Origin of the sequence: Paraburkholderia atlantica, assembly GCF_000092885.1 — a bacterium.
GTDB classification, from domain to species: domain Bacteria; phylum Pseudomonadota; class Gammaproteobacteria; order Burkholderiales; family Burkholderiaceae; genus Paraburkholderia; species Paraburkholderia atlantica.
The window spans coordinates 3,003,934-3,018,464 of the sequence record NC_014117.1 but is presented as its reverse complement, the minus strand read 5'-3'; the positions used below and the strand labels follow the sequence as shown (position 1 = coordinate 3,018,464).

Annotated in this window: 15 protein-coding genes and 1 tRNA gene; 7 read left to right on the top strand and 9 right to left on the bottom strand. The window is 63.8% G+C overall.

Annotated elements, in window-relative coordinates; all coding sequences use genetic code 11:
• Positions 1-151: 151 nt before the first annotated feature.
• From argJ to BC1002_RS13565, 3 genes are read left to right on the top strand one after another with little or no spacing between them, the layout of a single operon-like run.
• On the top strand, positions 152-1,393 hold the full coding sequence (argJ, locus tag BC1002_RS13575; RefSeq protein WP_013090600.1) for a bifunctional glutamate N-acetyltransferase/amino-acid acetyltransferase ArgJ: 1,242 nt from the start codon (positions 152-154) through the stop codon (positions 1,391-1,393).
• A gap of 37 nt (positions 1,394-1,430) precedes the next feature.
• Positions 1,431-2,300 (top strand): ATP-binding protein, encoded by an 870-nt coding sequence (locus BC1002_RS13570; protein ID WP_013090599.1) that lies wholly within the window; start codon positions 1,431-1,433, stop codon positions 2,298-2,300.
• Complete coding sequence (locus BC1002_RS13565) at positions 2,297-2,743, top strand: NUDIX domain-containing protein (RefSeq protein ID WP_013090598.1); 447 nt, start codon at positions 2,297-2,299, stop codon at positions 2,741-2,743. Before BC1002_RS13570 ends, BC1002_RS13565 begins: the two co-directional genes overlap by 4 nt.
• Positions 2,744-2,831: 88 nt before the next feature.
• Here BC1002_RS13565 and yacG read toward each other — a convergent pair whose 3' ends face one another.
• The 9 genes from yacG to BC1002_RS13525 form a co-directional block, all read right to left on the bottom strand.
• The gene (gene yacG / locus BC1002_RS36275; protein ID WP_013090597.1) at positions 2,832-3,035 is read right to left on the bottom strand and encodes a DNA gyrase inhibitor YacG; all 204 of its coding nucleotides are present in this window, start codon (positions 3,033-3,035) and stop codon (positions 2,832-2,834) included.
• Between the two features lie 123 nt (positions 3,036-3,158).
• Positions 3,159-3,914 carry a cell division protein ZapD gene (gene zapD, locus BC1002_RS13560; protein ID WP_013090596.1) on the bottom strand — a complete coding sequence of 252 codons (756 nt, stop codon included), beginning with the start codon at positions 3,912-3,914 and terminating at the stop codon, positions 3,159-3,161.
• A gap of 259 nt (positions 3,915-4,173) precedes the next feature.
• Positions 4,174-4,788 carry a dephospho-CoA kinase gene (gene coaE / locus BC1002_RS13555; RefSeq protein WP_013090595.1) on the bottom strand — a complete coding sequence of 205 codons (615 nt, stop codon included), beginning with the start codon at positions 4,786-4,788 and terminating at the stop codon, positions 4,174-4,176.
• Between the two features lie 3 nt (positions 4,789-4,791).
• A complete protein-coding gene (locus BC1002_RS13550) occupies positions 4,792-5,733 on the bottom strand; it encodes a prepilin peptidase (RefSeq protein WP_013090594.1) in 942 nt (313 codons plus the stop codon).
• Between the two features lie 27 nt (positions 5,734-5,760).
• Positions 5,761-6,999: a type II secretion system F family protein gene (locus BC1002_RS13545; protein WP_013090593.1), complete on the bottom strand. Its 1,239-nt coding sequence runs from the start codon at positions 6,997-6,999 to the stop codon at positions 5,761-5,763.
• Entirely contained in the window at positions 6,996-8,252 is a 1,257-nt protein-coding gene (locus tag BC1002_RS13540) for a GspE/PulE family protein (RefSeq protein WP_013090592.1), read from the bottom strand. The genes BC1002_RS13545 and BC1002_RS13540 overlap by 4 nt, the downstream gene beginning before the upstream one ends.
• Before the next feature lie 147 nt (positions 8,253-8,399).
• Complete coding sequence (locus BC1002_RS13535) at positions 8,400-9,698, bottom strand: HlyC/CorC family transporter (protein ID WP_013090591.1); 1,299 nt, start codon at positions 9,696-9,698, stop codon at positions 8,400-8,402.
• A 240-nt stretch (positions 9,699-9,938) separates the two neighbouring features.
• Positions 9,939-10,015, bottom strand: a tRNA-Pro gene (locus BC1002_RS13530).
• Between the two features lie 49 nt (positions 10,016-10,064).
• Complete coding sequence (locus tag BC1002_RS13525; RefSeq protein WP_013090590.1) at positions 10,065-11,057, bottom strand: polyprenyl synthetase family protein; 993 nt, start codon at positions 11,055-11,057, stop codon at positions 10,065-10,067.
• A gap of 285 nt (positions 11,058-11,342) precedes the next feature.
• Between BC1002_RS13525 and rplU the strand changes: the two genes are divergently transcribed.
• The 4 genes from rplU to proB all read left to right on the top strand — a co-directional run bounded on the left by rplU (position 11,343) and on the right by proB (position 14,484).
• Positions 11,343-11,654, top strand: coding sequence for a 50S ribosomal protein L21 (rplU, locus tag BC1002_RS13520; protein WP_007180329.1), 312 nt, complete (start codon positions 11,343-11,345; stop codon positions 11,652-11,654).
• Positions 11,655-11,679: 25 nt separating this feature from the next.
• Positions 11,680-11,940, top strand: coding sequence for a 50S ribosomal protein L27 (rpmA, locus tag BC1002_RS13515; RefSeq protein WP_008923994.1), 261 nt, complete (start codon positions 11,680-11,682; stop codon positions 11,938-11,940).
• 234 nt (positions 11,941-12,174) lie between these two features.
• On the top strand, positions 12,175-13,296 hold the full coding sequence (gene cgtA, locus BC1002_RS13510) for an Obg family GTPase CgtA (RefSeq protein WP_013090589.1): 1,122 nt from the start codon (positions 12,175-12,177) through the stop codon (positions 13,294-13,296).
• A 69-nt stretch (positions 13,297-13,365) separates the two neighbouring features.
• A complete protein-coding gene (gene proB, locus BC1002_RS13505; protein WP_013090588.1) occupies positions 13,366-14,484 on the top strand; it encodes a glutamate 5-kinase in 1,119 nt (372 codons plus the stop codon).
• The last annotated feature ends 47 nt before the right edge of the window (positions 14,485-14,531 follow it).

Genomic DNA, 14,531 nt, shown 5'->3' with positions numbered 1-14,531 from the left:
GCCGACGCGGCGCGCTTCATGGCGCGCCGCATCGTTTTAAGCGCCGCTTGGCCGTTTTGATTTCGCGGGTGACCCGGCAACACGCCCGGGTCATCAGTTCCGTTTCCCCGATGCCGGCGTCCGCCGGCATTTTCTTCGACAGGTCGCGACCATGGCTGTCAACTTTCCCTCGATCGATCCCGCTCAACTCCACCCCGTCGCCGGCGTCACGCTAGGCTGGGCGGAAGCGAATATCCGCAAGCCGAACCGCAAGGACGTGCTCGTCATTTCCGTCGACGAAGGGGCGACGGTAGGCGGCGTGTTCACGCAGAACCGTTTCTGCGCGGCGCCCGTTACGGTCTGCCGGGAGAACCTGCAGCGCGCACGCGCGGGCGGCAAGCCGATTCGCGCGCTGGTGATCAATACCGGCAACGCGAACGCGGGCACCGGCGAGCCGGGCCTCGCGGCGACGCGCGAAACCTGCGCGGAACTCGCGCGCCTCGCCGACATCGCGCCCGAGCAGGTGCTGCCGTTCTCGACGGGTGTGATTCTCGAACCTCTGCCGGTCGATCGTCTGAAGGCCGGTTTGCCGGCCGCGCTCGCGAACCGCAAGGAAGCGAACTGGTACGACGCGGCCCAGTCGATCATGACGACCGACACGCTGCCGAAGGCGGTCTCGCGTCAAGTCACGATCGACGGCCACACGGTCACGCTGACCGGCATCAGCAAGGGCGCCGGCATGATCAAGCCGAACATGGCGACCATGCTCGGCTTCCTCGCGTTCGACGCAGCCGTCGCGCAGCCGGTGCTCGACGAGCTCGTCAAGCACGTCGCGGACCGCTCGTTCAACTGCATTACGATCGATGGCGATACGTCGACCAACGATTCGTTCATTCTGATCGCGTCGGGCAAATCGAGCCTGCCCGCGATCACGTCCACCGATTCGCCCGCTTATGCAGCGCTGCGCGACGCGGTGACCGAGGTCGCACAAAGCCTCGCGCAACTGATCGTGCGCGATGGTGAAGGCGCGACCAAGTTCATGACCGTGCATGTCGAAGGCGGCTCGAGTGTCGGCGAATGCCGCCAGATCGCCTACGCGATCGGCCACTCGCCGCTCGTCAAGACGGCCTTCTATGCATCGGACCCGAACCTCGGCCGCATTCTCGCGGCCATCGGCTATGCCGGCGTGGACGATCTCGACGTCGGCAAGATCGATCTGTATCTCGACGACGTGCTGGTCGCGACTGCCGGCGGCCGCAACCCGGCCTACCGCGAAGAAGACGGCCAACGCGTGATGAAAAAGAGCGAGATCGGCATTCGCGTGGTGCTCGGCCGCGGCAATGCGCAAGCCACGATCTGGACCTGCGATTTGTCGCACGACTACGTGAGCATCAACGCCGACTACCGCTCGTAATCAGGTTCAAAGCGCGGCCGCTGGCCGCCCACTTATCATGGACAAACTCGAACAGTTTCTGACCCGGGCCGAAGCCGTGCTCGGCCGCCTGGAAGCGATGCTTCCGCCCGCCGAGCCGGACATCGACTGGTCGGCTGCGGTCGCTTTTCGCTGGCGCAAGCGCCAGGGGCGCGGCTACCTGCAGCCGGTGCCCGCGATTTCGTCGATCACGCTCGACGACCTGCAGAACATCGATCGCCAGAAAGGGCTGATCGAACAGAACACGCGCCAGTTCGTGCGCAGCCAGCCGGCCAACAACGTGCTGCTGACGGGCGCGCGGGGTACCGGCAAGTCGTCGCTGATCAAGGCGTGTCTGAACGCGTACGCGAAAGACGGCCTGCGTCTGATCGAAGTGGACAAGGACGATCTGCACGACCTCGGCGACATCGTCGATCTGATCGCGAAGCGCCCGGAGCGCTTCATCGTGTTCTGCGACGACCTGTCGTTCGAAGAAGGCGAGTCGGGCTACAAGGCGCTGAAGGTCGCGCTCGACGGCTCGGTCGCCGCGCAGTCCGACAACGTGCTGATCTACGCGACGTCGAACCGCCGCCATCTGCTGCCCGAGTACATGAGCGACAACGAGACTTACAAGCACACGTCGGACGGCGAGATTCATCCGGGTGAACTGGTCGAAGAGAAGATTTCGCTGTCGGAGCGTTTCGGGCTGTGGGTCAGCTTCTATCCGTTCAAGCAGGACGACTATCTGACGATCATCGCGCACTGGCTGCGCCATTTCGGTTGCGACGACGCCGAGATCGAAGCGGCGCGCGGTGATGCGCTCGTGTGGGCGCTCGAACGCGGCTCACGCTCCGGGCGGGTCGCGTGGCAGTTCGCGCGCGACTGGTCCGGACGTAAGACGCCGGCATGAGCGACGCTAGCAAAAGCGCGGGCAATCGCGCCGCCGCCAACGGCGCTGGCCGTCCCGTCACCGAAGTCGCGGTCGGCGTGCTGGTGCAGCCGGATGGCCGCTATCTGCTCGCCCAGCGTCCGGCGGGCAAGCCGTACGAGGGCTATTGGGAGTTTCCGGGCGGCAAGCTCGAAGCGGGCGAATCGGTCGAGGCCGCGCTTGCGCGCGAGCTGCACGAGGAGCTCGGAATCGAGGTCGAGGCGAGCCATCTGTGGCATACGCTCGAACACGATTATCCGCACGCGTATGTGCGCCTTTTCTTCTGCAAGGTGACGCAGTGGTCCGGCGAGCCGCACGGGCGTGAGGGCCAGGCCTTCGTGTGGCAGAGCTTGCCTGCGGATGTCTCGCCGTTGCTGCCGGCCACAATTCCGGTGCTGGAGTGGCTCGCGGCCGAGCACAAGTGATTGATTGAAACAGAGTGACTGAAAAGGCCACGCGATAGCGGGCGCTGTCTCGGCAGCGTCGGTACGCGTGGCTTTTTTACTGGCTCGCTCAGTGCGGGTTGTAGTCGCCGCGCGGCGTTTCCTCTTCGGAGGAAGACCCTTCCTGTTCATTGCCGCCAATCCGGTATTTTTCGGCGGCCCATGCGCCAAGATCGATCTGCTTGCAGCGCTCGGAGCAGAAAGGACGGAAGCGGCTCTCGGGGGTCCAGCGGACATCTTTACCGCAGGTAGGACATTTGACGACGGTAGGCATACGGTCGGACGGTCGATCGCAAACGGAACAAGTAACGAATATAGGGCTATTTCGCGCCGCTTCAAAGGCGCGTTCGGTCAAATCCGGTATGCGCCGCTCAATGCGGCGGTGATTGACGGGCGGTTACAGGCTGCAGAGCGTGAGCTGGAACGGCACGTCGACGTCGACCGCACGCGGCCGCAGATCGCCGTCCTGCACCGTGAAGCGCACCCACAGCATGTACTTGTTGGCGCTCGCTTCGGGAATCACGCGCAATTCGGGAGCGACGCGAACCTGCATCAATTGATACGAGCGGCCCGACAGCATTTGCTGGTAGCTGCCTTGCATCGCCATCACCTTCGACGCCTGGCCCGACTCGCGCGCGAGCCGCAGCACGATCGTGGCCGCGTCGCGCAACGGCAAAAGCGGCGTGACCCACTTGGCGATGTCCTGGCGACGCTGATCGGGATGCAACTGTTGCCACGCGTAATACGAGGGTAGGTCGAATTTGCAGGTGCCACCGGGGATGATTGCGCGGCTGCGAATGCTCGCGAGCCATTCGTTGTCTGCAAGATGCTGGCCGGTCTTGCCTTGCATCTGCGTGAGCCCCGCAAGGGTCTGCTCGATTTCGCCGAGCACCGCTTCGAGCGCGTCTTGCTCGATGCCCGGATTGCCGCGAAACGGCGCGAGCGTTTGCCGCTGGCGCTCGAGCTCTTTCATCAGATCCGACTTCAGATCCGCGCGGCCCGCTACTTCGGAGATTTCGAACAGCGTTGTCAGTGCGACGTGATGTTCCCGCGCGTCTTCCTGAGTCAGAAAGAACGTGAAGCGCTCGAACAGATCTTCGAGCCGCAACAGCGTCCGGATTCGCTCATTGAAGGGGTACTCGTAAAGGATCAAGCGGGCTCGCCTCGGGCGTGGTCGGTGACAGGAATGCAAAACATTCTAATGCCGTGGGACTACCCAGGCAATCACGCACGCTTTCCGCGTGCTTTCGCAACTTTTTTGTCAGTTCCCCGTGGTATGAGCGCTTCGGCTCCCGCATGCGCGCAAAAGTTCAATTGTGTCGGTGACGACGCGTGTCGAGGATGCGAATCTGCCTGCACAGGGCATCGTGCGTTTGATGCTTGCGGCGAGGCCGACCTGAGACCTTCGCGCACTACGACTCCGCCTCACCCTTCGCGAGCGACAGATACGCTTGGTGGTGAGCGTCCACCTGCGCCTCGAGTTCCAGGCGCGGCGCATTGTCATTGACGATCACGTCGTCGGCGGCGGCGAGGCGCGCTTCGCGCGTAGCCTGGCGCGCGATGATCGCGAGCACCTGCTCACGGCTGAAGCCGTTGCGGCTCATCACCCGCGCGACTTGCGTGTCGACGCTGCAATCGACGGTAAGCACGCGATTCACGCGGTTCTTCCAGGTCCCGGACTCGACCAGCAACGGCACCACGACGATCACATACGGGCCTTGCGCTTCGCGCTCTTCGCGCTCGGTTTCCGCGCGAATCAGCGGATGCGTGATGCCTTCGAGACGTTTGCGCGCGGTGTCGTCGCTGAACACCAGCGTGCGCATGCGCGCGCGATCGAGCGAGCCGTCGGCGGCGACGAACTCTGTACCGAATTCGGCGGCAATGTGCGGCATCGCGAGGCCATGCGGCGCGGTGATGCGATGCGCGATCACGTCGGTATCGACGAGCGGCACGCCGCGCGCGGCGAACAGATTGGCAACCGTCGACTTGCCGCTACCGATGCCGCCGGTGAGTCCCACAACGAACATGCTTCAGCCTCCCAAAGCCAGGTAAAGCGGCGTGCCGGCAAACAGCGTGAGCGCACCGCCCGCCGCGAGAAATGGTCCGAACGGCAGCGGCTCCTCGAAGCGCATACGGCCGCCCCACGTCGCCGCGAGGCCGATCACGGCACCGGCCACCGCGGCGACCAGCACGATCTGCGGCAGCGCTGGCCAGCCGAGCCACGCGCCGAGCGCCGCGAGCAGTTTGAAGTCGCCATAGCCCATGCCTTCGATACCGCGCACGAGCCTGAACGCCCAATGCACGGCCCATAACACCAGATATCCGAAGATAGCCCCGAGCACCGCATCATGCAGGTTCGCGAACATGCCGTTGAAATTGACGATCAGGCCGGCCCACAACAGCGGCAAGGTCAACGAATCGGGCAGCAGATGCGTGTCGATATCGATCGCGCTCATCGCAAGCAACGTTGCGCACAGGCCGAACGCTGCAAGTGCCATCAGCGTCGGGCCGAAGGCCATCAGTGCGCCTGCCGCGAAAGCTGCGCTCGCGATTTCGAGCAGCGGATAGCGTGCACTGATGCGCGTGCCGCATGCGGAACAACGGCCGCGTAACAGCAGGTAGCTCAACACCGGCAAGTTTTCCCACGCGCTCAGTACGTGGCCGCAATGCGGGCACGCGCTACGCGGCACCCATAGGTTATAGCGCTCGGGCAGTTCGTCGTCGGGTTGCGGCGCGTCGGTGGCCTCGCTGATTTCGGTGCGCCACGCACGCTCGAGCATGATCGGCAGTCGATGCACGACCACGTTCAGGAAGCTGCCAATGACGAGGCCGAGCACGATCGCGAACGCGATCTGCACGCCGGCTGGCAGGCTCGCGAGCACGAGGCCGATATCGCTGGCACAGCGGCCTGGCACTGAGCCCGCAAGCAGGCTGGAGGAAGTTTGTGACACGAGCGGAAGAGGAGCCTGCATGGTGATGGTGTGGGTTCGGCTGCGATGCTACACCACGTTGCCGAGTTGAATAATGGGAAGATACATCGCGATTACGAGGCCGCCGACCAGCGTGCCGAGCACGACGATCACGAGCGGTTCGCACAGGCTCGATAGCGTGCCGATCCTGTCGTCGACCTGGCGGTCCGCAAGCGACGCGACATCGAGCAGCATGCTGTCGAGCGCGCCGGATTCCTCGGCGACCGCGACGGGCTGCACGACCTCGGCAGGAAAGCAGCGAGCCGCGCGCATCGCCGCGGCGAGCCGTTCGCCGCGCCGCAGTCTGATGGCGATGCTTGCCGTCGCGCGATCGAAGAAGGCATTGCCGGTCGCTTGAATGAGCGAATCGAACGCGTCGGCGAGCGGTGTGCCGGCGGACAGCAGGGTGCCGAGCGCGCGACTCCAGCGCGCCGCGCACAGCGTGCGCAGTAGCGGGCCGGCCACCGGCAGGTTGAGCGACAGGCGAGCGAAGCGAATGCGCGCGTTTATCGACCGACGCAGCACGAACGTGATTGTCGAGCTCATTGCGACCATCAGCACGAACAGCGGCACACTCCAGCGCGCGGCACCCGCCGAGAGTGCCAGCACGAACTGCGTCGGCGCGGGTAACTTCGCGCCGAAGCCATCGAAGATCTGCTTGAACGTCGGCACGACCCACACCAGCAAAGCGGCGGTTATCGCGATCGCGAGCAGCAGGATCGCGACTGGATAGGTGAGAGCCGCGCGCACCTTGGCACGCTGCGCGGCGGCGCGTTCGCGATCGTCTGCGAGGCGGGAGAGCACGGTGACCAGTGCGCCCGCCGCTTCACCCACCTCGACGAGTTGGCAATACAGCGGATTGAACTGCGCCGGATGCCGCTGCAAGGCCGCCGAAAACCGCAGGCCGGCGGTGATGTCGCGCGCGACAGTGCCGACGATTCGCGGCATGCCTTGCCGCTGACCAGACGTCGGCGTCTGCGCGAGCAGTTCGAGCGCGGGCGCGAGCGGCAAGCCGGCCCGCAGCAGACTCGAAAGTTGCCGCGTGAACAGCGTGACATCGGCCGCGCTGGTCTTCGGGCGCGGCGCCGGCCCTTGCGTTGCGAGCTCGACGATAAAGAGGTTGTCGCGTTTGAGCAGCGTGCGCGCGGCGCTCGCGTCGGGTGCGATCAGAGTGCCGCTCTGGCGCGTGCCGTCCGCGTCGACGCCTCGCCATCTGAAGCGCAGGTCGGCTGAGACGGGCCGCGTCGGTGACAGCGCGGCGGTACTCATGCGACCTCCGTGGCGGCGAGCGCTTCGGCGAGACTGGTGGTGCCGTCGCGCACGCGCGCTAACGCCGCGTCGCGTAGTGTCGCGACCTGTTCGGTCTGCGCGAGGCGGGCCAGTTCGTGCGCGCCCGCGCTTGCGACGATCAGCTCGCGCATTGCGTCGGAAACGGGCATCACCTGATGGATGCCGACGCGCCCCCGATAGCCGATGCCATGGCAAGCCGCGCATCCGGTCGCCGCATACGGTTGCCAGCCGTCGAGCTCATGTTCGCCGAAGCCCGCGGCGTGAAGCGCCGTCGCCGAATGCGGCGCGGGTGCGCGGCACGCGACGCACAGTCGCCGCACCAGCCGCTGCGCGGTCACCATCCGCAGCGCGGCGGCAAGGTTGTATGGCTCGACACCGATATCGATGAGCCGCGCGATGGCCGCGGGCGCGTCGTTCGTATGCAGCGTGGACAGCACGAGGTGGCCGGTTTGGGCGGCCTTCACGGCGACGTCGGCGGTTTCGTTGTCGCGGATTTCGCCGACCATGATCACGTCCGGGTCCTGACGCAGGAACGCGCGCAGTGCGACCGCGAACGTCAGCCCGGCTTTTTCGCGCACGCTGACCTGGTTGATGCCGGCCAGTTGGATCTCGGCCGGGTCTTCCACCGAGCAGAGGTTGCGCGCCTCGCCGTTCAGCAGATTCAGGAAGCAGTACAGCGACAGCGTCTTGCCACTGCCCGTTGGTCCGGTGACGAGCATCAGACCGTGCGGCGCGCGGATCGCGGCGTCCACGGCTTCGCGCTGCCGCGGATCGAGGCCGAGCGAATCGAGCGAAAGATCGGCGGGCAGCGCGTCGAGCCGTCGTAGCACGAGCTTTTCGCCGAACAGCGTCGGTAGCGAATTGACGCGGTAATCCTCGAGCCGCCCGGGCGACGTCGCAAGGCGTAGCCGGCCGTCCTGCGGCACGCGACGCTCGGCGATGTCCATGCGCGCGAGCACCTTCACACGGGTGACGAACGCGTCGCGTAGATGCGCGGGCGGCCGCGGGATTTCATGCAGTACGCCGTCGATGCGCAGCCGTACACGCCAGCCATGCTCGGCCGGCTCGATGTGGATATCCGACGCATTGCGCCGCGTCGCTTCGTGCAACGTGTCGGTCAACAGACGCACGGCCGGGGCGTTGTCCTGATCGTTCAGGTTCGTTGCGCTGGATTCGCCGTCGGCAGCGAGTGGGCGCGGCAACGCCGCGGCGGTGGCGAAGGGTGTTTGCATGAGAGACCGGTGATGAGCCGCCTGTAGAACATGATGGCGTCATCTTCCGGATGCGGGCGTCCGAATGCCATTCGGCCATTCGGCTAATGGCGCGCGTCGTGGGCCTGTGCAACGATGACCATGCATCAACAACCGACGGCGCGAGCTTCAGCCAGACCTTGCTTTTCCGGCCTTCGTGCGCGATGACGATTTGAACAGCTTGACGGTGCGGATTGCCTGATCGTCACTGCGCATCACTTCGAGCTTGGTGTCGCCGATGCGCACGCAGACGTCGCCGTCGGGAATGTCTTCGAGAATTTCGAGAATCAGGCCGTTGAGCGTTTTGGGGCCATCAGTGGGCAGCGCGAGTTGCAGCCAGCGGTTCAGTTCGCGCAATGGCATGCTGCCCGCGACGATGCATTCGCCCGCCTCGTTCCAGCCGCCGCGCGAACTGGCGCCACGCGGAATCGACGTGGTGAATTCGCCGATCAGCTCCTCGATGATGTCTTCCGGCGTGACGAGGCCTTGCAGTTCGCCGTATTCGTTGACGACGAGCGCGATGCGGTGCCGGCTCTCCTGAAAGTATTGCAGCTGCTGGAACACCGGCGTGCCGCTCGGCACGAAGTACGGCTCGGCGAGCAGCTCGCGCAAGGTATCGCGTTCGAGTTCCTGGTTGTGCAGCGCTGACAGCGTCTTGCGCACGTGCAGCACACCGAGCACGCGGTCGATGTCGCCCTGGTAGACGATCAGCTTGTTGTGGTAGCAGGTCTCCAGTTGATGCAGGATCTGTTCGAACGGTGCATCGAAGTCGAGTGCTTCGATGCGGCGGCGCGGGATCATCACGTCATCGACGGAGATGTTTTCGAGGTCGAACAGATTCAGCAGGATGCTGCGGTGTTTGGTCGGCATGAAGCTGCCCGACTCGAGCACGATGGTGCGCAGTTCTTCGGTGGACAGTCGCTGATCGCGCGCGCCCTTCGTGTTGATGTGCAGCACGCGCAGGATGCCGGTGGCGAACAGGTTGACGAACCAGATCACCGGTTTCGCGACGCGCATCAGCGGCGCGATCAGCAGGCTCGCGGGCAGCGCGATTTTTTCGGGAAAGGTTGCGCCGACGATCTTCGGCGTGATTTCCGCGAACACGATGATGAGGAAGGCGACGATACCGGTCGCGATCGACAGCACGAGGCTATTGCGGCCGAACGTATGCAACGCGAGCGATGTGGTCAGTACCGGAATGATGGTGTTGAACAGGTTGTTGCCGATCAGGATCACGCTCAGCAACTGATCGGTTTTTGCGAGTAGTCCCTGGGTAGTTTTCGCGCCGAGGGTGTTTTTGCTGGCGAGATGTTTGAGTCGATGACGGTTGAGCGCCATCATCGCTGTCTCGGAAATGGAAAAGAAGGCGGAGCAGACAAGCAGCAGAAGGACGGCGCCGATCTGCGCCCATAAGGGAAGTTGGTCCACGCGTCGTGATAAATAAGGGAAAGGATGGACAGAATATAGCAGAGGGGGCCGCGCGCTCGGCCGTGGGCGGCAGCTGATCCCGCTAGAACGACAACGTCGCAACGTACGCGCTGTGTCTGTCGAGCCGGAGGAAAAGAAAGCATCGAAAGGCACGAGAGCAGCAAAAAACTGCCGCGCAAAACAAAAAACCGCCGAGCAATGCTGCGGCGGTTTTTGAACCTTGGGCTAACAAGGAGAATCTGGTCGGGGTGAGAGGATTCGAACCTCCGGCCTCTACGTCCCGAACGTAGCGCTCTACCAGGCTAAGCTACACCCCGATTTGGTACTGCGGACTCGACTCAGACTAATTCGGCGTTTCAGTCTCGTTCAAGACTGTCTTGCCGTCGAGTAAGAACATAATTCTAGCAGGCTCTCTTTGAAAATGGAATGGGGAAATGAAGAAACTGCTGCCGCAGCTGCTTGCGCCTCCTGCTTCGCGCACTCGAGCGTGTGGTCGAGCGCGCCCGAGCGCGTGATCGCGTCGAAAATCGTATCGAAACGGTCGGTGCCACCTTGCTCGATGGCTTCGCGCGCGAGCGCCGATTGCTCGGGCGTGCCGCGTTCGATCAGGTAGATGAGCGGCAGCGTCGGTTTGCCTTCGCGCAGATCGTCGCCGGCGTTCTTGCCCATCGACTCGGCCGTGCCCGTGTAGTCGAGCCAGTCGTCCATGATCTGGAATGCGGTGCCGATGCGGCGGCCATATTCGGCGGCGGCGGCTTCGGTTTTCGCGTCCGCGCCAGCCAGCACCGCGCCGAGTTGGGCGGCCGCCTCGAACAACTTTGCGGTTTTGTAGCGGATCACCTGCATGTAGCGGGCTTCGTCGACGTCGGCATCGTGCATGTTCAACAACTGCAGCACTTCGCCTTCGGAGATGATGTTGGTCGCCTCCGACAGAATTTCCATCACGCGCATCTTGCCCACGCCGACCATCATCTGGAACGAGCGCGAATACAGGAAATCGCCGACGAGCACGCTCGCGGCGTTGCCGAACAGCGCGTTGGCGGTCTGACGGCCGCGCCGAAGGTCGGATTCGTCGACCACGTCGTCATGCAGCAGCGTGGCCGTGTGAATGAATTCGACGACCGCGGCCAGTTCGTGCCGGTGCCCCGTCGTATCGCCCAGCGCGCCCGCCACCAGCAACAGCAGCGCGGGCCGCAGCCGCTTGCCGCCGGCGCTGATGATGTACTCGGAAATCTGATTGATCAGCATCACGTCCGACGCAAGACGTTGCCGGATGACGCGATTGACCTGCTGCATGTCTTCGGCGATCGGAGCAAGCAGGCTGGCGACGTTGGGGGAGGTGGTGGCAGTCGACGACATGATGGCTGAATTGGGTAGTGCCGCGAATTATAAGGCGATCGGGGCGCGTCCGGGTCGTTGGCTGCGGCGCGGATGCCTTCCGCATGGCGGGAGGGCCGCTCGCCAAGGCCGTCTGCGGGCCGCTGCGCGTCGCTGGTTTATTGTCTGCCAGCGCTTGCGAGAGAGGGCGAACCCAAACGGTAGGCCGTTTGGTAAGCAGGTTTTGACCGAGCAGCTAACTCTATGTATAATTGAGAGTTTCCGCGCGCGGTGCGTGGGAAAAATGAATACAGAGTGAGGTTCTCAATGTACGCGGTCATAAAAACCGGTGGCAAGCAGTACAAGGTTGCCGTCGGCGAAAAACTTAAAGTAGAACAGATACCGGCAGACATTGACGCTGAAATCACGCTCGACCAGGTTCTCGCAGTGGGCGAAGGCGAATCGATTAAGTTCGGTACGCCGCTGGTCAGTGGGGCTTCCGTCAAGGCTACCGTCGTGTCGCAAGGGCGTCACGCCAAAGTGACGATCTTCAAGATGCGTCGCCGGAAGCACTACCAAAAGCATGGCGGCCACCGCCAGAACTATACCGAACTGCGCATCGACGCGATCAACGCGTAAGCGCACCGGTTAAGGAGCAAATCAAATGGCACACAAAAAGGCAGGCGGATCGTCCCGGAACGGCCGCGACTCCGAATCGAAGCGCCTCGGCGTTAAGGTTTACGGCGGCCAGGCTATCAATGCTGGTGGCATCATCGTGCGTCAGCGCGGTACGCGGATGCACGCTGGCGAGAACGTCGGCATGGGCAAGGATCACACCCTGTTCGCGCTGAAGGACGGCCACGTCCAGTTCTCGACGAAGGGCGCGGCGAAGAAGCACACCGTTTCCGTCGTCCCGGCAGCCTGAGTTTAATCAGGCACGGGCTTCAGGACCGGAAAAGGCCCCGCGAAGTTCGCGGGGCCTTTTTTATTGCGGCGCCTCTTTCGCTTGGCGCTGAAGCCGCGTAGCTGACGCTCGTCACCGGCGACTATGCCGTTCGGTCGATTGCTCAACGCGCGGCGCGCGCGGCAAAATAGCAGCATCCAATCAGTATCAACCCCTGCATCGAATCGGGCAGTACACCACGGGACGGAGTAACGCATGAAGTTCATTGACGAAGCGAGGATTGAAGTCATCGCCGGCGACGGAGGGGATGGCAGCGCGTCGATGCGCCGCGAGAAGTTCGTTCCGTTTGGCGGCCCTGATGGCGGTGACGGCGGCAGGGGCGGCAGTGTGATCGCGGTTGCTGACCGCAACATCAACACGCTGATCGACTACCGCTACGCGAAAAAACATCTGGCGCGTAACGGCGAAAACGGCCGCGGCTCCGATTGTTATGGCAAGGGCGGCGACGACATCACGCTGCGCATGCCGGTCGGCACGACCATCACGGATATGGAAACCGGCGAGCTGATCGCCGATCTGACCGAGCACAACCAGAGCGTGCAAATCGCGCAAGGCGGCGCCGGCGGTCTCGGCAACCTTCATTTCAAGTCCAGCACGAACCGCGCGCCGCGTCAGAAGACCGACGGCAAGCCGGGCGAGCGCCGCATGGTCCGCCTCGAACTGAAAGTGTTGGCCGACGTCGGTCTGCTCGGCATGCCGAATGCAGGCAAATCGACGTTTATCTCATCGGTGTCGAACGCGAAGCCGAAAATTGCCGATTACCCGTTCACCACGCTCGCGCCGAACCTCGGCGTCGTGCGCGTCGGCCCGAGCCGCAGCTTCGTGATTGCGGACATTCCGGGGCTGATCGAAGGCGCGGCGGAAGGTGCCGGCCTCGGCCATCAATTCTTGCGTCACCTGCAGCGCACTGGGCTGCTGCTGCACATCGTCGACATTGCACCATTCGATGAATCGATCGATCCGATCGCGGAAGCGAAGGCGATCGTCAACGAACTGCGCAAGTACGACGAAGAGCTTTATCAGAAACCGCGCTGGCTCGTGCTGAATAAGCTGGACATGGTGCCTGAGGACGATCGCGAAGCGCGCGTGGCGGCTTTCCTCGAAGGCTTCGGCTGGGACGGTCCGGTGTTCGAAATTTCGGCGCTGACTGGCCAGGGCTGTGAAAATCTTTGCTATGCGGTGTTCGACTACCTCGCCGAGCACTCGGACGCGCAACGCGCGGCCGAAGCCGAAGACCTGGCCTCCGACGTGCGTTTCCGCGAGGGGACACAAGTGCCGTCCGCCACCGGCGAAGCCGGCACCGATCCGCAGGAATAACAACTTGAGCGCCGGCACCTGCGGCGGGTGTCGGCATGCATCACGCGTCATCTTGGGAGACAGCGCACAATGCGTTCCGTCATCGCAGATTCACGGCGATTGGTCGTCAAAGTCGGTTCGAGCCTCGTCACGAACGATGGGCGCGGCCTCGATCATGCGGCGATTGGCCGCTGGGCCGCACAAATTGCCGAACTGCGCGCGCAGGGCAAAGAAGTGGTGCTGGTCAGCTCGGGCGCAATCGCCGAGGGCATGCAGCGGCTCGGCTGGACGAAGCGGCCGCGTGAAATCGATGAATTGCAGGCGGCAGCGGCGGTCGGCCAGATGGGCCTCGCGCAAGTGTACGAAAGCCGCTTCGCCGAGCACTCCATCCAGACTGCGCAGATCCTGCTTACTCACGCCGACCTCGCCGACCGCGAGCGCTATCTGAATGCGCGCTCCACGCTGCTTACGCTGCTGCGGCTCGGAGTTGTACCGATCATCAACGAGAACGATACGGTCGTCACCGACGAGATCAAGTTCGGCGACAACGACACGCTCGGCGCGCTCGTCGCCAATCTGATCGAAGGCGATGCACTGATCATTCTGACGGATCAGCAAGGACTCTTCACCGCCGATCCGCGCAAGAACCCGAACGCGACGCTCGTCCAGCAAGCCGACGCCGGCGCGCCCGATCTCGAGGCGATGGCGGGCGGCGCGGGCTCGAGCCTCGGCCGCGGCGGCATGCTGACCAAGATTCTTGCCGCGAAGCGCGCAGCCCATAGCGGTGCCAATACGGTGATCGCGAGTGGGCGCGAGGCGGATGTGCTGCTGAGACTGGCGGCCGGTGAGGCGATCGGCACGCAGCTAATTGCGCGCACCGCGCGCATGGCGGCGCGCAAGCAATGGATGGCGGATCATCTGCAGGTGCGCGGCCACGTCGTGATCGACGATGGAGCGGTCGAAAAACTGACCGCCGGTGGGAAGAGCCTGCTGCCGATCGGCATCGTCGGCGTGCAGGGCGCTTTCGCGCGCGGCGAGGTGATCGCGTGTCTGAGCGCGTCGGGCCGCGAAGTCGCACGTGGTTTGACGAACTACAGCAGCGCGGAAACCAGGCTGATCCAGCGACGTCCGAGCGGCGAAATCGAGTCGGTGCTCGGCTATATGCTCGAGCCGGAGCTGATTCATCGCGACAATCTCGTGCTGCTTTGATCTTTCGGACTGCGCGCGCGCAAAGAGCCGACAAAAAAGCCGTTCCA